Consider the following 20,435-nt stretch of genomic DNA (forward strand, 5'->3'; position numbering starts at 1 on the left):
ACTGCCCCGTAGGAAAGGCGACGACCGCCCCGCGAGGGTCGTCCCCCAGGAAAGGCAAGAGCCGCCCGGCGGGGGTTGTCCCGCGGGGCGGCTCTTGAGGTGTTCGGGTGGTTCCCCCGATACGGGCGCGTGAGGATCGCGCCCAACCCCCGGCACGACGGCCAAGGGCTCCCGCCCCCCGTCCCGGCTCATGACCGGGACGGGAACACGGGAAGCTGTCACATTCGGACGAGGCAGCGCCCCGCACGGCGTCTCCACCAAGCGAAGCCGCGCCCCGCACGGCGTCACCACCGGACGAAGCCCCGCCTCCCCCAGCGTCACGCCAGAGCGAGGCGGTGCCTCTCCCGGCGCTACTTGGCGAGCAGGGAGCGCAGGACGTACTGCATGATGCCGCCGTGCCGGTAGTAGTCGGCCTCGCCCGGCGTGTCGATGCGGACGACCGCGTCGAACTCGACCTCGCCGGCCTTGACGTGCACCGTCTGCGGGATGCCGCCCTTGTTGAGCTCCTCGACGCCGGTGATGTCGAAGGTCTCCTCACCGGTCAGCCCCAGCGAGGCGGCCGAGGCGCCCTCCGGGAACTGCAGCGGCAGCACGCCCATGCCGATGAGGTTGGAGCGGTGGATGCGCTCGTAGGACTCGGCGATGACGGCGCGCACGCCGAGCAGCGCGGTGCCCTTGGCCGCCCAGTCGCGCGAGGAGCCGGAGCCGTATTCCTTGCCGGCCAGGACGACCAGCGGGGTGCCGGCGGCGGCGTAGTTGACGGAGGCGTCGTAGATGAACGACACGGGCCCGTCGGGCTGGGTGAAGTCGCGGGTGTAGCCGCCCTCGGTGCCCGGCGCGATCTGGTTGCGCAGGCGGATGTTGGCGAACGTGCCGCGGATCATCACCTCGTGGTTGCCGCGCCGCGAGCCGTAGGAGTTGAAGTCCTTGACCTCGACGCCGTTGGCCTGCAGATATTGCGCGGCGGGCGTGCCGACCTTGATGGAGCCGGCCGGCGAGATGTGGTCGGTGGTGACGGAGTCGCCGACCTTGACCAGGACCCGGGCGCCGTGGATGTCGGTGACGGGCTCCGGCTTCTCCGGCATGCCGTCGAAGTAGGGGGCCTTACGGACGTAGGTGGAGTCGGCGTCCCACTCGAACGTGTCACCGGTCGGGATGGGCAGCGAGCGCCAGTGGTCGTCGCCCTTGAAGACGTCGGCGTAGTCGCGCTCGAACATGTCGCGGCCGATGGAGGAGTTGACCACGGCGGCGATCTCCTCCGGCGCCGGCCAGATGTCGCGCAGGTAGACGGGCTCGCCGTCGCTGCCGATGCCGAGCGGCTCGGTGTCGAGGTCGATGTCCATCGTGCCGGCCAGCGCGTACGCCACGACGAGCGGCGGCGAGGCCAGGTAGTTCATCTTGACGTCGGGGTTGATGCGGCCCTCGAAGTTGCGGTTGCCCGACAGCACGGCCGTGACGGCCAGGTCGTTGGCCTGGATGGCCTCGCTGATCTCGGGAAGCAGCGGCCCGGAGTTGCCGATGCAGGTGGTGCAGCCGTAGCCGACGAGGTTGAAGCCGATCTTGTCGAGGTAGGGCTGCAGGCCCGAGCGCTCGAAGTAGCCGGTGACGACCTGCGAGCCGGGCGCGAGCGACGTCTTGACCCAGGGCTTGCGGCTGAGGCCCTTGTCGACGGCGTTGCGGGCGAGCAGGGCCGCGCCGAGCATGACGTACGGGTTGGAGGTGTTGGTGCACGAGGTGATCGCGGCGATGGAGACGATGCCGTGGTCGATCTCGAACGTCGTGCCGTCGGCCAGCGTGACGGGCACCGGGTGGTGCGGCCGGGGGCCGCCGTTGGCGGTGGCGTTGGAGGCGGGCGAGTCGGAGGCCGGGAAGCTCTCCTCGACGGCCTCGTCCACCCCGTCGCTGACGTAGCTCTGGACGTCGTGGCGCCAGGTCTCCTTGGCCGCCGACAGCACGATGCGGTCCTGCGGGCGCTTGGGGCCGGCGATGGACGGAACGACGGTGGCCAGGTCGAGTTCGATGTACTCGGAGAAGACCGGCTCGGGCGCCGACGGGTCGAGCCAGAGGCCCTGGGCCTTGGCGTACGCCTCGACGAGCGCGATCTGCTCCTCGGAGCGACCGGTCAGGCGCAGGTAGTCGACGGTCTGGCCGTCGATCGGGAAGATGGCGCAGGTGGAGCCGAACTCGGGGCTCATGTTGCCGATGGTCGCGCGGTCGGCCAGCGGCACCGAGGAGACGCCCTCGCCGTAGAACTCGACGAACTTGCCGACGACGCCGTGCTTGCGCAGGATCTCGGTGATCGTCAGCACGAGGTCGGTGGCGGTGGCGCCGGCCGGCAGCTTGCCGCTGAGCTTGAAGCCCACGACGCGCGGGATGAGCATGGAGATCGGCTGGCCGAGCATGGCGGCCTCGGCCTCGATGCCGCCGACGCCCCAGCCGAGCACGCCGATGCCGTTCTCCATCGTGGTGTGGGAGTCGGTGCCGACGCAGGTGTCGGGGTAGGCCTTGCCGTCGCGGGTCATGACGACGCGGGCGAGGTGCTCGATGTTGACCTGGTGGACGATGCCGGTGCCGGGCGGCACGACCTTGAACTCGTCGAAGGCGGTCTGGCCCCAGCGCAGGAACTGGTAGCGCTCGCGGTTGCGCTCGTACTCGCGCTCGACGTTGCGCTGGAAGGCGTCGGGGTGACCGAAGTAGTCGACGATCACCGAGTGGTCGATGACCATCTCGGCGGGCGCGAGCGGGTTGATGCGCGCGGGGTCGCCGCCGAGGTCGCGTACGGCCTCGCGCATGGTGGCCAGGTCGACCACGCAGGGCACGCCGGTGAAGTCCTGCATGATGACGCGCGCGGGCGTGAACTGGATCTCCACGCTCGGCGCCGCCTCCGGGTCCCAGCCGCCCAGCGCCCTGATGTGGTCGGCGGTGATGTTGGCGCCGTCCTCGGTGCGGAGGAGGTTCTCCAGCAGGATCTTCAGGCTGTACGGGAGACGTGCGGCGCCCTCGACGGCATCCAGCCGGAAGATCTCATACGACGCGTCACCGACGCGGAGCGTGTCACGGCTGCCGAAGCTGTTCGCGGACACGATGATTCGCCTCCTCCATAGACAGGTGTTCAAACAGAATCCTGCCGCACTGCGGAACCGGACGGCACCTTAGGTGTGCCTAACTCGCAGGCCGCGGCGGATGTCTCGATATCAAGATATCCACAGCGTATCTCGACATCAAGTTAAACGGGCGCCAGCCGCCAGAACAGCAGGCCGACGATGGCCACCGACAGGATCGGCGCCAGGATCTTCTGCTCGAACTTCCTGCCGGTCTTGATGCCGATCTTCCACGGCAGCACGAACTTCGCCCCCAGCGGCCAGAGCACCGGGCAGCCCCGCTCGGTCATGCAGTCGCCCACCACGTGGACGAAGCAGCCGACGCCCACCGCGAGACCGAGCCAGGCGTAGCCCACGTCGAGGGAGAGGAAGACCGCGTACAGGCCGGCGGTCATGCCGATGTTGATCATCGCGGAGCCGAGCTTGTTGCCCGGGATGCCGACGCCGATGGCACGTAGCGAGAGCCCGATGAGCAGCACGACCATGATGTCGCGCCCGATCGGATACGTGCTGGCCAGCCAGTGCGCCCCGAACCCGAGCGCCACCGCGAACAGCAGCGAGTGGGTGGCCCCCCGGTGGCCGCCGCTGATCCAGGAGACGACCTTGGCGAGCGCCCACGTGATAGGCCCGAATGTTTGCGCGATGGTCGCGCTGGGATGGTCGAGGTCGGGCAGCATGGCCGCGCCCGCGCAGATGATCGCGCCGGCGATGAGCTCGGCCGGGCTGAGCGCGGTGGCCATGATGCCGGTCTCGACGAACCGGGAGGACTCGTTCAGCAGCGGGAGTGCGGCGAGCGGCGGCGCAAGCCCCAGCCAGGCGATGGCCCCCGTCATCGCATGCGTGTGCCCCATCATGATCGGGACTGTACGGCAAAGAGCCCCTTTACGCGCTTGTCCATGCCGTGCGGGAAGAAGAGTGTGCCCAGATCGCGGCGGGCAAAGGGTCGGCAAAGCGTTCCGGACCAGCATCCGGACCAGCACCCCGGACCAGTGCTCCGGACCAGTGCTCCGGACCAGTGCTCCGAACCAGTGCTCCGAACCAGTGCTCCGAACCAGTGCTCCGAACCGGCACTGAGCCGCGTCCGTATCCCTTCCCGGAGGCATCGGCATCTTCTCCAGGAGGCTCAGGACCCACTCGGAAAGGCCCGCAAACGCAGACGAGGTCGTCTCCGCGGCGACAGCACCCCCCAGCCCTGCCGACGCGGAACGACCTCGTCTGCTGTGTTCAACGACGCCTCCCCGGATCCTGTTCCCGGCATTCCGCAACTTTTTCGTGATCTGGCTCACTCCTGTCTGTGACTTGTCGCTCGACCTGTTTCCGATATATCGTTGGTGTATCGAGAGTGAGTCACGATATAGGGGGACAACATGACGCACCACATCACCGCAGGCGGGCCCTGGCCCGGCGCGCACGAGTACAAGCGGGCGGCCCGCGAGGCGTTCCAGGCCCTGGCCGACGCCTTCGAGCAGTTCGGCGGCCGCAGGGGCGGCCCGCACCACGGGGGTCATCACCCCGGCGGCCACCACGGCGGCCCACACGGCGGCCCACACGAGCACCGAGGAAGGGGCCGCGGACCCGGCGGGCCGTTCCCGTTCGACTTCGGGCGCGGCCCCTGGGGCCCCGGCCCGTGGGGCGGGCGCGGCGGCTGGGGCGGCCGCAGCCGCAAGGCCAAGCGCGGCGACGTGCGCGCCGCGATCCTCGCCCTGCTCGCCGAGGAGCCGCGCAACGGCTACCAGATCATCCAGGAGATCGCCGAGCGCAGCGAAGGCGGCTGGAAGCCCAGCCCCGGCGCCGTCTACCCGGCGCTGCAGCAGCTCACCGACGAGGGCCTGGTGATCTCGGAGGAGAACGAGGGCCGTAAGACCTTCAAGCTCACCCAGGAGGGCCGCGACTACATCGAGGCGCACGCCGACGAGGTCCGCGCGCCGTGGGACGACATGCGTCCCGACATCGATGACAACACCGCCGATCTCTGGCATATCGCCCGACAGTCGGCATTCGCCATGATGCAGGTTCTCCAGACCGGAAACGACGCACAAATCCGCGAAGCGCGTAAGACTTTGGTGGAGACCCGGCGCAAGCTCTACCAGATCCTGGCCGACGGCGACCCGGGCGAGGAGTGAGACGATGGCCGTTGCCGCACCGGGCAGCCGGTACGGAGAGAGCGAGGACACCGCCATGGACCACCCCGATCTCCGCATCGGCGACGCCGAACGCGAGCAGACCATGGCCGCCCTGCGTGAGCACTTCGCGCAGGGCCGCCTCACCCACGAGGAGCTCGATGAGCGCCTCGACCGCACCCTGGCCGCCAAGACCGCTCGTGACCTGGCCCAGGTGACGGCCGACCTGCCCGGTCCGCGCCCCGCCTACCAGGAGCCGCCGGCCGGCCCGTACGACATGGGCGACTGGCGCGCGGCCATGCACGCCCACAGGCAGCAGATGCAGGCCGTGCGGCACGCCCAGCGGGAGATGCGCCACCACATGCGCGGCTCCGGCTGGCACGGCCACATGCGGCGCCACCACCGCGGGCCCCACCCGCTGGTGCCGATCCTCACCGTGTTCCTGGTGCTCAGCCTGATCTTCGGCGGCTTCGGCATCTTCAAGGTGCTGTTCGTGATCTGGGCGGGCGCGCTGGTCTTCAGCCTCGTGCACCGGCGCTTCCACCAGCGCCGCTGAGCGGGGCCGCCCGGCGCGTTTTGGGCCTTGACCGGCCCTGAGGCGCACCTGATGATCTGGGCGGGCCGCACAGCGAAGGGGAAAGCCGCATGACCGAGCAGGGCACGCCCGACCGCCGCACGAACCCGTTCACCGCCGTTCCCGGCGCGGACGGCCTCGTCATGGACGTGCCGGCGTACCGCACCGGGTTCGACCGCGACCACGAGGGGTGCACGGAGCCCATGTGGAAGCTGGAGCGGGCGCAGACGTTCTACGAGCCCGACGTGGCGAGCTGGCGGGCCATGATGGACGGCGATTGGGAACGTTCCCTGGCCCTGCTCGCCCGCATCGCCGAGCCGCTGGCCGACTACTTCAGCCGCCGCCAGCCGGTCAGGCGGGTGCGGGTGGTCGAGCTGCCCGTGACGCCGTACCTGCAGTGGGAGCTGCACGTGCTGGCGGTGCGCGCCGCGGCGGGCTCGCCCTGCCGGGTGGTGCGGGCCGGTCGCGTGGCGGCCCTCGACCCGCTGCCGGAGCTGGTGATCTTCTCTCCGTCCCTGATGTACGAGGTGCTGTACGACGAGTACGGCGGGGGCAGGGGCGGCCGGCGGATCACCGACCCCGGCGTGGTCGGGCCCTGCCTGCGGGCCGTGCGGGAGCTGTTCGCGGCGGGCGAGGACGTGCGCGACTTCCATGAGCGGGAGATCGTGCCGCTGCCCCCGCCCGCCGTCACCGACGAGATGCGGGCCGCGCTGCCCGCCTACGCCCACCGGACGGAGGAGTTCCGCGTCTGACCGTCCGCCGGGCAGGACGCGAGGCCCGCGCAGGACACGAGGTGGCCGGGCGTGACCTCCAGCAGGCCGCCCGTGCCGCCGCCCTCGTGGTAGGCGCACGTCTCGACCGGCACCGCGTCGTCCCACGCCTCGTGCAGCCGCGGCACGGCCGACAGCAGCTCCCGCGTGTACGGGTGCAGCGGCCCGCCGAACACGTCGTCGGTCGGCCCCAACTCGGCCACCCTGCCCTGGCGCAGCACCACGGTCCGCTCGGCCAGGTAGGTGCCGAGCGACAGGTCGTGCGTGATGTAGAGCACGCCGAGCCCCCTGGTCTTGAGCTCGGCCAGCAGGTTGAGCACGTCGATGCGGGTCGAGGCGTCGAGCATGCTGGTGATCTCGTCGGCGACCAGCAGCTTGATGTCGAGCAGCAGCGCGCGGGCGATGAGCAGCCGCTGCAGCTGCCCGCCGCTCAGCTGATGGGGGTATCTCCCGAACACCTGGCCGGGGTTGAGCCGCACGTCGCGCAGCGACGTCTCGACCCGCTCGCCCCACTCGGCGGCCGGCACGCCCGGATAGTACGCCTCCTTGATCATCGCGAACACCCGGTCCGCCTTGAACACCGGGTTGAACGAGCTGAACGGGTCCTGGAAGATGCCCTGGACGTGCCGGTAGTACTCCTTGCCCGCCCGCACCGGCAGCCCGTCGAAGGTGATGGAGCCGCTGGTGGCGGAGTTGAGGCCGAGGATCATCCGGCCGATCGTGCTCTTGCCGCTGCCGCTCTCCCCGATCAGGGAGACGACCTCGCCCGGCACGACGTCGAAGCTCACGCCCTTGACGGCCGCGACGCTCCTGCCGCCGAAGGCGCCGATCCTGAATTCCTTGGTGACCTCGCGCAGTGTCAGCATCAGGCCTTCCAGCAGGCTACGTGGTGGTCGGGGGCGAGCTCCGCCACCGGCGGGTCCTCGGCGCACTCCTCGCCCGCGATCGGGCAGCGGTCGCGGAAGCGGCAGCCGGTGGGCGGGTTCAGCAGCGACGGCGGAGCTCCGGCGATGCCCTCCAGCCTGCGGTCGGCGTAGCGCACGCCGACCTCGGGCAGGGAGTCGAGCAGCAGCCGTGTGTACGGGTGCCGCGGCGCCTTGACGATCACGTCGGCGGGGGCCTTCTCGGCGAGGCGGCCGGCGTACATGACCATGATCGTGTCGGCGAGGTGGTGGGTGAGCGCGAGGTCGTGCGTGACGAAGATCATGCTCTTGACGTAGCCGCTCTCCCTGAAGCCGAGCAGCGCGCGGGCCACGGCCTTCTGCGTGGAGACGTCGAGCGCGGAGGTGACCTCGTCGGCGATCAGCAGGGACGGGTCGAGCAGCGTCGAGATGACCATCACCATGCGCTGCTTCATGCCGCCCGACAGCTCGATCGGGTAGCGGTCGAGCACGTCGCGGGGCAGCCCGACCTGGTCCATGCGGCGTTCCAGCTCGGGCAGGTCGAGGGTGGCGCCGCGCGAGGCGAGCAGCTCGCTGACCATCTTGCGGATCTTGCGGGTGGGGTTGAGCGCGCTCATCGCGTACTGCGGGATGAGGGAGACCTCGTGGAAGCGGAACGCGTTCATGGCGCGGTCGTCGCCGATGGGCAGCTCCTGGCCGTCGAGCACGACCGTGCCGCCGACGCGGCGCATGCGGCCGTCCATGCGGATGAGCGACTTGCCCAGCGTGCTCTTGCCGCAGCCCGACTCGCCGACCAGGCCGAGTATCTCGCCGTCGCGCAGCTCGAAGGACATGCCGTCGAGGGCCCGCACGTCGCCCCTGAGCGTCCTGTAGTACACCTTCAGCTCGCTGACCTGCAGGCTCATGTCTCCCTCAGTTTCGGGTTGAAGACCTCGTCGAGGCCGACGTTGGCCACGTACAGGGCGCCGACGATGGCGGTGATGGCCGCTCCCGGCGGCACGAACCACCACCACATGCCGAGTTGCAGCGCGCTCCACTGGTGGGCGTTCTGCAGCATCAGGCCGAGCGAGACGCCCTCGGTGGGGCCGAGCCCGATGAAGTCGAGCGAGGAGCCGATCAGCACCGAGCCGCCGAACAGCAGGATGAACGTCATGAACAGATAGGAGCTCATGTTCGGCGCGATCTCCCTGGCGATGATCCGCCAGGTGCCCGCGCCGCTCATCCTGGCCAGGTCCACGAACTCCCTGGTACGCAGCGAGAACGTCTGCGCCCTGATCGCCCGCGCCGCCCACGGCCACTGCGTCAGCCCGATGAACAGGCCCTGGACGGCCACGCTGCGAATGCCCAGATAGGCGTTGATGATGAGCAGCACGGCGAGGGTCGGGATGACCAGCACGACGTTGGTCAGCATGTTGAGCACCTCGTCCACGATGCCGCCGCGGTAGCCGGCCACGAACCCGATGGCCATGCCGATGACCGCGGCGATGCCGCCGCCGATCACCCCCACCACGAAGGTGGCCCGCAGCCCGTGCACGAACTGCAGGAACACGTCCTGGCCGAAGGTGGTGGTGCCGAGCCAGTGCTCGCCGCCGGGCGGGCTCATCGGCTGCGGGCCGTAGTCGTGGGGGTTGCCGCTCACCAGCAGCGGCCCGAACAGGCCGAGCAGGAGCAGCACGACCACGATGCCGAAGCCGACCATGAGCTTGGCGTTGCGCACCGCGAAGTGCAGCGCCTCGCGCCGCACGCCGGCCGGCTCGTGCGGCGCGACGTCCTGGATCACGCTCATGCCTGGGCACCCGCCATTCCCGCCCTGGTCCGCGGGTCGACCACGACGTAGACGATGTCGATGATGAAGTTGGCGATCAGCACGCCGAGCACGATGAACAGGAACGTGCCCTGCAGCAGGAAGAAGTCCTTGTTCTGGATGGCCTTGAGAATGAGGCTGCCGAGACCTGGATAGGCGAAGACGATCTCGGTGACCAGCGCGCCCGCCACCAGCACGCCCAGCTGCAGGGCCAGGCCGGTGATCTGGGGCAGCACCGCGTTGCGGAAGGCGTAGCGGCGGATGAGCCTGCTGGGGGCGCCGAGCGCCGACAGGTAGTTGGAGTAGTCCGACTCCAGCTCGTAGATGATCATGTTCCGCATACCGATGGCCCAGCCGCCGAGCGCCACCAGGAACAGCGACAGGAACGGCAGCGCCCAGTGGTGCAGCAGGTCGAGCACGAACGTCCACGACCAGGTGGGCCGCAGCGAGAAGCTGTAGCCGCCGGCCACCGGGAACCAGCCGAGCAGCACGCCGAACGCCCAGGCCAGCAGCACGGCCAGCCACATGTACGGCATCGCGGTCAGCACGTACCCGACGGGGAGCACGGTGTTGTCGAGGAGCTTGCGGCGGGCGGCGTACGCGCCGAACTGGTTGCCCACCACCCAGCTGAGCAGCACGGAGGGGACGATCAGCGCCAGCGTGTACGGCACCGCCTGGGTGATCACGTCGGCGACCGGGGTCGGGAAGAGCCAGATGCTGACCCCGAAGTCCCCGCGCAGCAACGCGCCCCAGAAGTTGAGGTACTGCTGCCAGAGCGGCTGGTCGAGCCCGAACAGGCCGGTGTAGTACGCCCGCATGGCCTCGACGGCCTCGGGCTTGGTGACGTTGGCCCGCGCGACCATGCTGGCGACCGGGTCGCCCGGCATGAAGCGCGGGATCATCCAGTTGACCGTGACGGCGACGAAGAAGGTCAGTCCGTAGATGAGCAGTTTCCTGCTGAAGTAACGACGCACAGGTTTGTGTCTCCAGAGCGGCCCCTCCGCCTCCCTGGGAGGTGCGGAGGCGGAGGAGCGGGGGCGTTCGTCCGGTCAGGTGGTCACGAGCCCGCGGGCTGGAGCTGGGTGAGCGTCTCGAAGCCGCCGAGCTCGAGCCAGTTGCGCCACATCACGGCGCCGGTCTTGGGCGCGCTGCCCTGCGACGACGGCCAGTTCTTCCACACGCTGGTGCTGGACTGCGCCCACAGGCCGTTGTACCAGAGCGGGATGACCGGCATGTCGGTCAGATGGATCTCCTGGAGCTGGGAGGTGATCTTCTGCATGCCGGCGACGTCGTCGGTCTTGACCTGGTCGAGCTGCTGGACGAGGTCCCATGCCTTCTTGTTCTCGTAGCGGGCGAAGTTGACGGTGTTCTGCTGCTTCTGGACCGGCAGCTGGAACAGGTACTCGTAGTAGGTGTAGGGGCTGTTGGACAGCTGCCGCTCGTTGTTGATCAGCAGGTCGAAGTCGCCCTTGGCGCGCTGCTCGACCAGCGCGTTGAAGTCGGGGAACTCCGGCGTGATCTGGATGCCCGCGCTCTTGGCGCTGGCGGCGATCGACCTGGCCGCCTCCATCCAGTCGGTCCAGCCGGACGGCACGATGATGGTCAGGCTGATCTTGGAGCCGTCCTTGTTCTCGACGTACCCGTCGCCGTCGCCGTCCTTGTAGCCGGCGTCGGCGAGCATCTGCTTGGCCTTGCCCGCGTCGAAGGTGAAGCCCGACTTCGCCACCACGCCCTGGTCGACGAACTTGTCCCACTGCGGCAGCAGGCCGGTGGGGCTGGCGGCCTTGACGAGGTTGCCGTAGACGCCCTCGACGATCTTCTTGACGTCGACGGAGGTGGCCAGCGCCTTGCGGAAGGCGGGGTCGTCCATCGGCTTCTTGGTGGTGTTGGGCACCAGCCACGCGGTGTTGGCCGACAGCATGTAGGGCGGCTCGTTGTAGTACGTGGTCAGCCCGAAGTTGCCCTTGACCAGGTTCGCCACGCCGGGCAGGAAGTTGTTGCTGAGGTCGAGCCCCTGCTGCAGCAGCATGCCCATCGCGACCTCGTTGCTGGGGGTGGCGATGTCCACGATGTAGCGCGGCTTGGGCTCCATGTTGAGCACCGACTTGCCCCACCAGTCGTCGCGCCGCTGCAGCACCACGCGGTCCTGGTCCCTGCTCATGAACGTGTACGCGCCCGTGCCGACCGGGTTCTCGTTGACCCCGTCGAGCACCTCCTCCTCAGAGCGGTCCTTCCACAGGTGCTCGGGGACCATCGACCGGCTGTAGAGCATGTAGTCCCACTGCTGGTAGTTGGCCTTGGAGAAGGTGAACTTCACGGTCTGGTCGTCCACCGCCTCGGCCGACTTCAGCCAGTCCCAGAGCTGGTGGTAGGGGATGGTCTCCATCTTGCCGAGCTCGAAGGAGAAGACGACGTCCTTGGCGGTGAACGGCTGCCCGTCGGACCACTTGATCCCTTGCCTGAGCTTGAGCTCGTAGGTGGTGTCGCCGGTCCACGAGCCGCTCTCGGCCAGCCAGGGGGTGAGCTTGGCGGCGTTGGTGTCGTAGTGGAAGAGGGTCTCGTAGACCAGGCCCTTCGTGCCGACCGCGGAGTCCCACTCCCTGATCGGGTTGTAGTTGCCCGGAGGCCCCCACTGCGTGCCCGTGGTGTACAGGGTCTCGTTGCGCGGGAGCTGGTCGGGGTTGGCGCTGGCCGCCGCGCCCTGGCTCTGCGGCGCGGAGGCAGAGGGGGCGGGCGTGCCTCCGCCTCCGGTGCAGGCCGCGGCGAGCAGACCCGCGGCTAGAAGCGGGATCATCATCCGAGCCCGGTTACGCATCGTCTCTCTCCTTACTCCGCGCGGCGGCGCGGAGGTACGCACGTCCTGTCAGAGACCCCGAGTCGCCCGTCGGGAAACGCTGCCTGGGAGCGCTCCCAAAGCGGGTGCGAATAGCGCCCCCGTCCAGGAGCCCGGGAGCGATGCACTCTTCAGTGAAAGCGGCCCCGCAAAGGGGCTGCTGAACCGGATAAGTACCGCGAACGTAAATTCCGCGTGTCCGTGCCGTCAATAGTCGTGACGGTTTCGAGATGTGGGTGTGGAAACGCTTTCGCGGCCGGGGATGCCGTCTCACCAGTGCTCGATGCGGCCCCTCAGGTTGACCGGTCCAACCGTGCCGGCCACCGGCGCCGCTCCGCCGTCCTCTCTCCGGCCCTTCTCCCACATACGGACGCAGAGGAGTCCGCCCGAAGGGCCGGCAGGCCGACTCCTGCTCGTACGAGGCGGGCAGCGACTCCGCCTCCGTCACCTGTTGAAACTCTAGAGCCAGCCCATGCGCTGGGCCGTGCGGATGGCCTCCAGCCGGTTCTGGGCGTTGAGCTTCGTCATCGCGCTGGACAGGTAGTTGCGCACGGTGCCCTCGGTCAGGTGCAGCTCGGCGGCGATGCGCGCGATCGGGGCGCCGTCGCCCGCCAGCCGCAGCGCGTCGCGCTCCCGCTCGGTCAGCGGGCTGTCGCCCGCGGCCATCGCGGCGGCGGCCAGCTCGGCGTCGAGGTAGCGGCCGCCCGACTGCACCTTGCGGATGGCCATCGCCAGCTCCTCGGCCGAGGCGTCCTTGCCGAGGAAGCCGCTCACCCCGGCGGCCATCGCCCTGCGCAGGTAGCCGGGGCGGCCCAGACTGGTCAGAATGACGATCTTGCATTGGGAGCTGATCCGCTCGGCGGCGCTCAACCCGTCCATGCCGGGCATCTCGATGTCGAGCACCGCCACGTCGGGGCGGTGCTCGGCGACCGCCGCCACCACCTCGTCGCCCCTGCCGACCTGCGCCACCACCTCGATGCCCTCCTCCAGGTCGAGCAGGGCCGCGATGGCGCCGCGGATCAGGTGCTCGTCGTCGGCGAGCAGCACGCGCGTGGTCATGCCGGCACCGCCGCCCGCAGCAGGTAGCGGCCGCCCTCGCCGGGCGCGGCCTCCAGGGTGCCGCCCACCGCGCGCAGCCGCTGCGCGAGCCCGGCCAGGCCGTTGGGCGCGTGCTCGCCCACCGGTCCCGTCACGCCGTCGTTGGACATCTCCAGCACCCCATCTTCTATCGTGATCGTGCAACGTTCGGCCCTGCTGTGCTTGAGCACGTTCGTCGCGCCCTCGCGCACGACGGTGGCCAGCAGCGTCCTGGCCTCGGGCGTCAGCGCCTCGGTCTCCGCTCGCACGGTGCAGCGCACGTCGGCCGCCTCCAGCACCGCGCGCACGCTGGCCAGCACCTCGTCCAGGTCGACGGCCCGGTAGTTCTGCACGACCGTACGCACCTCGCGCAGCGACCGCCTGGCCAGGTCGCGCACCGCGAACATCTCGGCCGCCGCGGCCTGCTCGTCCTCGCGCAGCGTCCGCTCGGCATGCTCGGTCATGGTCGCCACGTCGGTGAGGCTCTGGCCGAGCAGGTCGTTGAGGTCACGGGCGAAGCGCAGCCGCTCCTCAGAGACCGCCAGCCTGGCCATCGCCTCCTGCCCCGCGTACGCCTCCTGGGTCAGCCGCCACAGCCACAGGTTCGCCCAGACCGCGCCCACCGAGATCACCGTGAAGACGAGCTGGACCATCGACAGCAGCGGCACGATCATGTCGCCGACCAGCGAGACCCACACGGCGGTCAGCACCAGCGACACCCCGGCCAGGACGAGCACCATGCGCCTGCTGATGAACGGCGTCATCAGCGCCAGCCATGTGGGGATCGCCCAGATCTGCCCGAAACCCAGCAGCATGCCCACCGCGATCACCCCGGTCACGACCAGAATGACGGTGGGCCGGGGCCTGCCCGTGACGGCGATCCGGAACGGGCGCGTGCTGAGCACGTTGAACACCAGCAGCGCCGCCGAGCCGAGCACGATCGGCGGCCACTCCGTCCCCGCCTGCCACATCAGGTAGAAGGCGTAGTAGCCGAAGAAGGGGAAGAGCAGGATGAGGTCGGTGCAGTAGACGATCAGCCAGCGGACCTTGGTCTGCCGGTCGGCGCTCCGCACGCGGTCGATGAGGTTCACGCCGGCACCGCCGCCCGCAGCAGGAACTCGCCGCTCGCCGTGGGCTGGGCGGAGAACGAGCCGCCCGCGGCCACCAGCCGCTCCGACAGGCCGCGCAGGCCGCTGCCCGCTTCGGCGGGCACCTGCGCGACCCCGTCGTTGACCATCTCCAGCACGCCCGCGTCGATCCTGATCGCGCAGCGGGTGGCGGTGCTGTGCTTGAGGATGTTCGTGCCGCCCTCGCGGACGGCCCACGCCAGCAGCGTGCGCGCGGACGGCGACAGGTCGTCGGTCCTGGCCTCGATGACGCAGGTGGTGCCGGCCGCCTCCAGCGCCGCGCGCACCCCGGCCAGCTCCTCGTCCAGGTCGAGCGCCTGGTAGCCGTGCACCGCCTGCTGCACCTCGAACAGCGACTCGCCGGCCAGCGTGCGTACCGCGGCCATCTCTCTCGCGGCCCTCGCTGCGTCCTTGGTGGCGAGCTTGGCGGCCAGCTCGCTCTTCAGCGTGATGACGGACAGGCTGTGGCCGAGCAGATCGTGCAGGTCGCGGGCGAAGCGCAGGCGCTCCTCCGCCACCGCCAGCCTGGCCCTGGCCTCCCTGCCCCGGTTGGCGTCCCTGATCACCCACCACAGCCAGCGCCACACCAGCATGGCCGCGATCTCCGCCGCGCCGCTGCTCGACATGGCGAGCAGCACGACGGGCCAGGACCTGTCGGTGAACTCCACCACGTACGCGGCGCCCAGCACGATCACCACCAGCGACAGCCACAGCAGGGTGCGCGGGCGGAAGTAGAGCGAGGCCAGCGACAGCCAGAGCGTCGAGGTGTCGAGCCACACGTTGCCGATCGCGCCGCCATGGGGCATCAGCAGGAACACCACGACGGCCAGCACCCCGGCCACCCAGAGCTTGCGTGTAGGGGGACGCCGGTCCTCGTAGCCGTCGCGCATGACGAAGGGGAGCAGCCCGAAGTACGGGACCATCAGCACCAGGGCCGCCACCGCGTTGCCGGTCGGGATCTCGCCCTTCGCCATGGCGGCCATCGTGTAGGCCGCGAAGATGAGGCCCACCAGCACGATGGTGCCGTCCATCCAGTGCAGCAGGATCTTCTTGGCCGTCTCGGGACGCGCGCTCATCACGTCCCTCCCCTGCTGACCGACATGCTCCCGGGAACCTCCCAGGTCAGCGAAATCTTATCTATTGGCCGGGGTATGCCAAAGAATGCGTGACACGTCCGGCTCTGGGCCGGCACCGCGCAGCGACAGCCAGGCCAGGCGGTGGCGGGTGGCGTAGGCGACCAGCCTGCGGGCGTCGCCGGCGCTGAGGTCGCCCGTGCTCGACGGGACCGGGGTGAGCGCCAGGTGCGGCCACACCTCGTCCTCGATCCTCAGGTCATGGGCCTCGGCGAGCTGCTCGGCCGCCTTGCGCACGCCCGCCGCCATCAGGCCGAGCCGGCCGCCCGCTGAGGTGCCCGCTGAGGTGCCCGCTGAGGTGCCCGCTGAGGTGCCGGGCTCGACGGGGGCCAGCAGGTTGACGGTGCTCACCTCCGCGCCCGCCCTGCGGGTGGTCCGCAGCATGGCCACGTCGTCGGCCGACAGGCCGCCGGGGCCGAGCGGCAGCGTGAAGCTGACCCGCAGCGGGCGCTCGCGCTGCACGGCTTCGATGGCGCGGGCCCTGCGCAGCACGGCGGCGCGGTCGGCGCTGTCGCGGATCTCGAAGTCTGCGGACGCGGCGTCGAGCGTCCCCACGACGCGGCGGTACGCGGCGGTCAGCGCGCCCGGCCTCGTGCAGGCGGCGGCCAGCTCCCGCCCGCGCGGCCCGCCGAAGACCGGCACCGCGCTCCCCCCGAGCACCCGCAACCTCCCGACCCGCTCCACCACCCCGCCGTCATCCGTGCCGAAGTGATCGCCCGCCCTGGCGGCGCCGCCGCCCGTCGGCGGCGCGCCGGTCCGGCCGGCCTTGCCGGCCCAGGCAGGGGTGCAGCCGTCGCCGGCGGCCACCAGGTGGCCGAGTGCGTAGTGGCGCAGGCCGGTGCGGCGGGCGTGGACCGCGAGGTCGAGCGGGGGCTCGCGGGTGGCGTCGGTGAACGCCACGAACCCGCTGGGCGGCTCCTGGGGCGGCTGCTCGACCTGCGTGGCGACCGGCCGCGCGGCCGGTGGGAGTGGGGGCCGCGGGGCGGCGCCCGCGGGGAGCATGCGGATCGCCGCGGCGGTGCCGGCGGCCAGGGCGAGCGCCCCGAGAACGGCGAGCGGGCGCGGGAGCGTGCCGGGCTCCCTCCTGTGCCGAGACATGGGCAACCCCGTGTGGTCGGTCGGCTACGTTTCGTCGCTGCGGCTGAACGCTAGCAAGCACCCCCGGCGTGGCGCGGCCCTTTTCCGGTTCACGTCCGTTGTGTGCGGATAATGTGGTCATGAAGCTGCGGATCTTCACCGAGCCCCAGCAGGGCGCCACCTATGACGACCTGCTCTCCGTTGCCCAGGCCTCCGAGCGGCTGGGCTTCGATGCGTTCTTCCGGTCCGACCATTACCAGCGCATCGGCGCCGGCGACCCAGGTCCCGGCTCCACCGACGCCTGGATCACCCTTGCCGGCCTTGCCAGAGAGACGTCCACGATCCGGCTGGGCACGCTGGTGTCGCCGGCCACGTTCCGGTTGCCGGGGCCGCTGGCCATCAGCGTGGCGCAGGTCGACCAGATGAGCGGCGGCCGGGTCGAGCTCGGCTTCGGCACCGGCTGGTACGACACCGAGCACTCGGCGTACGGCATTCCCTTCCCGCCTGTCAAGGAGCGCTTCGCCCGCTTCGAGGAGCAGCTGGAGATCGTCACCGGTCTCTGGACGGCGGAGAAGACGTATTCCTTTGAGGGCAGCTACTACCGGCTGGCAGACTCGCCCGCGCTGCCCAAGCCGGCCCAGCGGCCGCGCCCGCCGGTGATCATCGGCGGCACCGGACCCAAGCGCACGCCGCGACTGGTGGCCGCGTACGCCGACGAGTACAACGTGCCGTTCCACCGCCCGGCCGACACCGGGGCGGCGTTCGACCGGGTGCGTCAGGCGTGCGAGGCCGCCGGGCGCGGTGTGATCCTGTCGGCGGCGCAGACCACCGTCGTCGGCGCCGACCGGGCCGAGGTCGAGCGGCGCTGCGCGGCCATCGGCGAGGATCCCGACGCGCTGCGCGAGAGCGGCCTCGCGGGCACGCCGGCCGAGGTGCTGGAGAAGATCGGCACGTTCGCCGATCTGGGGGCCGAGCGGCTCTACCTGCAGATCCTCGACCTGCAGGACCTGGAGCACCTGGAGCTCATCGCCGCCGAGGTGCTGCCGCACCTGCCGTAGCCGGTCACCGGCGGATTCACCTCCCGCGCGCGTCCCCGAGCGGGTGCGGGAGGCGGCGGGGCATGCCCGGGTTGTTGTGCGGGCGCCGGGCGCGGGCTGGATGTGAGCGATCTGCTTGTCCCGCGCCCGGCGCCGCTCCCAGAACGCTGCCCTTTTTCGCGCCCCTTACGCACGCACGCCCGTCTGGGCCGGATGTTCCGAATACGTGAGTGATCAGCGGGTAGCTCCCCACCATTCTGGGGGAAGGACCTGCATGGCTACTCAGTACACCCATCATGAGCATTTGGGTCACGTGGTCTTCATCACCGCGGCCGCGGCCATCGGTGGGTTCCTCTTCGGGTACGACAGCTCCGTCATCAACGGCGCCGTGGTCGGCATCCAGCGTCATTTCCAGGTGGGCCCGGTCGAGATCGGTTTCGTGGTGGCCATCGCGCTGCTGGGCTCGGCGTTGGGCGCGTGGGCGGGCGGCGGGCTCGCCGACCGGTGGGGGCGTACGCGGTCGATGCAGGTCGCGGCACTGCTGTTCGCGGTCAGCTCGGTCGGGCAGATGCTGCCGTTCTCGGTCTGGGATCTGGCGTTCTGGCGGGTGGTGGCGGGGTTCGCGATCGGCATGGCGTCGGTGCTCGGGCCCGCGTACATCGCCGAGGTGGCCCCGCCCGCCTACCGGGGGCGGCTGGGCTCGTTCCAGCAGCTGGCCATCGTGCTCGGCATCGCGGTCTCGCAGCTCGTCAACTACGTGTTCGCGCGCGTGGCGGGCGGCGACGTGAACAACCACATCTGGCTGCTGCAGGCGTGGCAGTGGATGCTGGGCGCCTGCCTGGTGCCGGCCCTGTTGTTCCTGTTGTTCGCCTCGAACATCCCCGAGTCGCCGCGCTATCTCGTCATGTCGGGACGGACGAGCCGGGCCCGTCAGGTGCTGGCGGAGATCGAGAGCGACGACACCGACCTCGACGAGCGCATCGCGGAGATCCAGCACGTGCTGCGCACCGAGCGGGTGCCGGGGCTCAGGGACCTGCGCGGCAAGGCGCTGGGCCTGCTGCCGATCGTGTGGATCGGCATCGCGCTCTCCGCCTTCCAGCAGCTGGTCGGCATCAACGTGATCTTCTACTACTCGTCGGTGCTGTGGCAGTCGGTCGGCATCAACCAGAGCGACTCCCTGCTGATCAGCTTCTCCAGCTCGATCATCAACATCATCGGCACCTTCATCGCGATCTCGCTCGTGGACCGCATCGGGCGCAAGCCCCTGCTGCTGATCGGCTCGGCCGGCATGGCGATCTCGCTGGCCACCGCGGCCTGGGCGTTCAGCTTCGCGCAGGGCCAGGGCGAGTCGGTCTCCCTGCCCGGCCCGCAGGGCACGATCGCGCTCATCGCGGCGAACGTGTTCGTGCTGTTCTTCGCGCTGTCGTGGGGTGTCGTGGTGTGGGTGCTGCTCGGCGAGATGTTCCCCAACCGCATCAGGGCCGCCGCCCTGGGCGTCGCCGCCGCGGCCCAGTGGATCGCCAACTGGGCGATCACCGTGTCGTTCCCCGCGCTGGCCGAGTGGAACCTGCCGCTGACGTACGCCGCGTACGCGCTGTTCGCCGTGCTGTCGTTCCTGTTCGTCGGCAAGTGGGTGAAGGAGACCAAGGGCCGCAAGCTGGAAGAGATGGGCTGACGGCCCCGTGGACGGCACTGTGCGTCGTGGCGGGGACGGGTAGAGGCGCGGCCTCCCCTTCCCCGCCACGAGCGCCCTCCTGGCGGGAGCCCGACAGGTCAGGCGGGATCAGCGGGCGGCGAAGTCCTGGGTCCAGTAGATCTGGCCCTTGGAGTTCTTGGCCGCGCCGACTCCGATGAGCGTGTACTTGCAGTTCATGATGTTGGCGCGGTGCCCGGCGCTGTTCATCCAGGACCTCATCACCTCGGCGGGCGTGCGCTGGCCCATGGCGATGTTCTCGGCCCAGGCGTTGCCGCCGGTGAAGCCGGCCGCCTTGATGCGGTCCATGAACGAGCGGCCGTCCTTCGAGGTGTGGTCGAAGTAGTTCTTCGCGGCCATGTCGGCGGAGTGGCCGTACGCGGCGGTGTGCAGCTGTGCGTTGTGCTGGAGCGGCCGGCAGCCGCCCTTGGCCCGCTCGGTGTTGACCAGCCTGACGACCTCGTTCTCCTCGGTGCTGCCGACTCCGCCGCCGTTGGCGGGCGGCGGCGTGCTGGGCGCGGCGGTCGGGTTGCCGGGCTTGGGGGTCGGCGTGCCGGTCGCCGGCGGCGAGGGGACGGGCGTCGGCGTACCGCTACCGGGGGTGCAGGTGAGCTTGACCGGCCTGGACTTCGCGGTGTGCCCGCGGTAGTCGGTGGCGACGGCGTAGTACGTGCCCGGCTTGCAGGCCAGGGCGAGCGTGAGGCGGCCCTTCCTGGTGGCCCCGCTCTTGACGACCGGGTCGGCACCGGGGACGGCCCGCTTGATGCGGATGCGCATGAGCGCGTCCGTGAAGCAGCCCCGGCGGACGGCCGAGGACTGGATCTTCAGCGCGTCGCTGACGCGCGGCTTGGCCACGCTCACGCGGCACCGAGCCGCCTCCGTGGCCGCCTCCGTGGCCGCCTCCGTAGCCGCGGAAGCCTGTGCCGCGCTGAGTGGCGTGGCGATCGCTGCCAGGCTGACGGCGGCGGCGAGTACCCCAAGGGGTCTACGCATAGGGGGTTTCCTCCAGTTGCGGTAGACGCTGGATGGCAACGCATTCTGTCGGGACCGATACCGATTTGTCATCCGATCGGAGACATTTGGGACCCTCAGCTGTAAACCAAAGTGATCCCTGAGGCGTCTGTGCAGGCCGGTGCGGTCGTACCGAAACCCCTATGAGCACGCGAGAACCGGCCTCCGCGTCAGAG

17 protein-coding genes are annotated in these 20,435 nt (G+C 70.1%); 5 read left to right on the top strand and 12 right to left on the bottom strand.

Annotated features, from left to right (window positions below):
- Nucleotides 1-350 precede the first annotated feature (350 nt).
- Both acnA and ABZW11_RS26235 read right to left on the bottom strand, forming a co-directional pair.
- Nucleotides 351-3,083, bottom strand: a complete 2,733-nt coding sequence (gene acnA, locus ABZW11_RS26230) for an aconitate hydratase AcnA (protein WP_355422036.1) — start codon at nt 3,081-3,083, stop codon at nt 351-353.
- Between the two features lie 143 nt (nt 3,084-3,226).
- A complete protein-coding gene (locus tag ABZW11_RS26235; RefSeq protein ID WP_355422039.1) occupies nt 3,227-3,955 on the bottom strand; it encodes a metal-dependent hydrolase in 729 nt (242 codons plus the stop codon).
- A gap of 513 nt (nt 3,956-4,468) precedes the next feature.
- Between ABZW11_RS26235 and ABZW11_RS26240 the strand changes: the two genes are divergently transcribed.
- The 3 genes from ABZW11_RS26240 (at nt 4,469) to ABZW11_RS26250 (ending at nt 6,547) form a co-directional block, all read left to right on the top strand.
- On the top strand, nt 4,469-5,224 hold the full coding sequence (locus ABZW11_RS26240) for a PadR family transcriptional regulator (RefSeq protein WP_355422042.1): 756 nt from the start codon (nt 4,469-4,471) through the stop codon (nt 5,222-5,224).
- A 4-nt stretch (nt 5,225-5,228) separates the two neighbouring features.
- The gene (locus ABZW11_RS26245) at nt 5,229-5,777 is read left to right on the top strand and encodes a DUF1707 domain-containing protein (RefSeq protein WP_355422045.1); all 549 of its coding nucleotides are present in this window, start codon (nt 5,229-5,231) and stop codon (nt 5,775-5,777) included.
- 89 nt (nt 5,778-5,866) lie between these two features.
- Entirely contained in the window at nt 5,867-6,547 is a 681-nt protein-coding gene (locus tag ABZW11_RS26250; RefSeq protein WP_355422048.1) for a DUF6879 family protein, read from the top strand.
- Here ABZW11_RS26250 and ABZW11_RS26255 read toward each other — a convergent pair.
- The 9 genes from ABZW11_RS26255 to ABZW11_RS26295 form a co-directional block, all read right to left on the bottom strand.
- The gene (locus ABZW11_RS26255; RefSeq protein WP_355422050.1) at nt 6,514-7,431 is read right to left on the bottom strand and encodes an ATP-binding cassette domain-containing protein; all 918 of its coding nucleotides are present in this window, start codon (nt 7,429-7,431) and stop codon (nt 6,514-6,516) included. The genes ABZW11_RS26250 and ABZW11_RS26255 overlap by 34 nt on opposite strands.
- A complete protein-coding gene (locus tag ABZW11_RS26260; RefSeq protein ID WP_355422053.1) occupies nt 7,431-8,372 on the bottom strand; it encodes an ABC transporter ATP-binding protein in 942 nt (313 codons plus the stop codon). The genes ABZW11_RS26255 and ABZW11_RS26260 overlap by 1 nt, the downstream gene beginning before the upstream one ends.
- Complete coding sequence (locus ABZW11_RS26265; RefSeq protein ID WP_355422056.1) at nt 8,369-9,253, bottom strand: ABC transporter permease; 885 nt, start codon at nt 9,251-9,253, stop codon at nt 8,369-8,371. The genes ABZW11_RS26260 and ABZW11_RS26265 overlap by 4 nt, the downstream gene beginning before the upstream one ends.
- Complete coding sequence (locus ABZW11_RS26270; protein ID WP_355422059.1) at nt 9,250-10,245, bottom strand: ABC transporter permease; 996 nt, start codon at nt 10,243-10,245, stop codon at nt 9,250-9,252. The genes ABZW11_RS26265 and ABZW11_RS26270 overlap by 4 nt, the downstream gene beginning before the upstream one ends.
- A gap of 83 nt (nt 10,246-10,328) precedes the next feature.
- A complete protein-coding gene (locus ABZW11_RS26275) occupies nt 10,329-12,086 on the bottom strand; it encodes an ABC transporter substrate-binding protein (protein WP_355422062.1) in 1,758 nt (585 codons plus the stop codon).
- A 477-nt stretch (nt 12,087-12,563) separates the two neighbouring features.
- Nucleotides 12,564-13,163 carry a response regulator transcription factor gene (locus ABZW11_RS26280; RefSeq protein WP_355422065.1) on the bottom strand — a complete coding sequence of 200 codons (600 nt, stop codon included), beginning with the start codon at nt 13,161-13,163 and terminating at the stop codon, nt 12,564-12,566.
- The gene (locus ABZW11_RS26285) at nt 13,160-14,272 is read right to left on the bottom strand and encodes a histidine kinase (RefSeq protein WP_355422068.1); all 1,113 of its coding nucleotides are present in this window, start codon (nt 14,270-14,272) and stop codon (nt 13,160-13,162) included. Before ABZW11_RS26285 ends, ABZW11_RS26280 begins: the two co-directional genes overlap by 4 nt.
- Nucleotides 14,269-15,384, bottom strand: a complete 1,116-nt coding sequence (locus ABZW11_RS26290; protein ID WP_355422071.1) for a histidine kinase — start codon at nt 15,382-15,384, stop codon at nt 14,269-14,271. Before ABZW11_RS26290 ends, ABZW11_RS26285 begins: the two co-directional genes overlap by 4 nt.
- A gap of 57 nt (nt 15,385-15,441) precedes the next feature.
- On the bottom strand, nt 15,442-16,539 hold the full coding sequence (locus ABZW11_RS26295) for a hypothetical protein (RefSeq protein ID WP_355422074.1): 1,098 nt from the start codon (nt 16,537-16,539) through the stop codon (nt 15,442-15,444).
- A 119-nt stretch (nt 16,540-16,658) separates the two neighbouring features.
- Here ABZW11_RS26295 and ABZW11_RS26300 point away from each other — a divergent pair, with 119 nt between their 5' ends.
- A complete protein-coding gene (locus ABZW11_RS26300) occupies nt 16,659-17,576 on the top strand; it encodes an LLM class F420-dependent oxidoreductase (RefSeq protein WP_355422077.1) in 918 nt (305 codons plus the stop codon).
- 253 nt (nt 17,577-17,829) lie between these two features.
- Nucleotides 17,830-19,230 carry a sugar porter family MFS transporter gene (locus tag ABZW11_RS26305; protein WP_355422080.1) on the top strand — a complete coding sequence of 467 codons (1,401 nt, stop codon included), beginning with the start codon at nt 17,830-17,832 and terminating at the stop codon, nt 19,228-19,230.
- Nucleotides 19,231-19,338: 108 nt separating this feature from the next.
- Here the strand turns inward: ABZW11_RS26305 and ABZW11_RS26310 are convergent, their stop codons facing one another.
- Nucleotides 19,339-20,241, bottom strand: coding sequence for a CAP domain-containing protein (locus tag ABZW11_RS26310; protein WP_355422083.1), 903 nt, complete (start codon nt 20,239-20,241; stop codon nt 19,339-19,341).
- Nucleotides 20,242-20,435: the final 194 nt, after the last annotated feature.

This window comes from Nonomuraea sp. NPDC004580 (assembly GCF_040609855.1).
Taxonomy (GTDB): domain Bacteria; phylum Actinomycetota; class Actinomycetes; order Streptosporangiales; family Streptosporangiaceae; genus Nonomuraea; species Nonomuraea salmonea.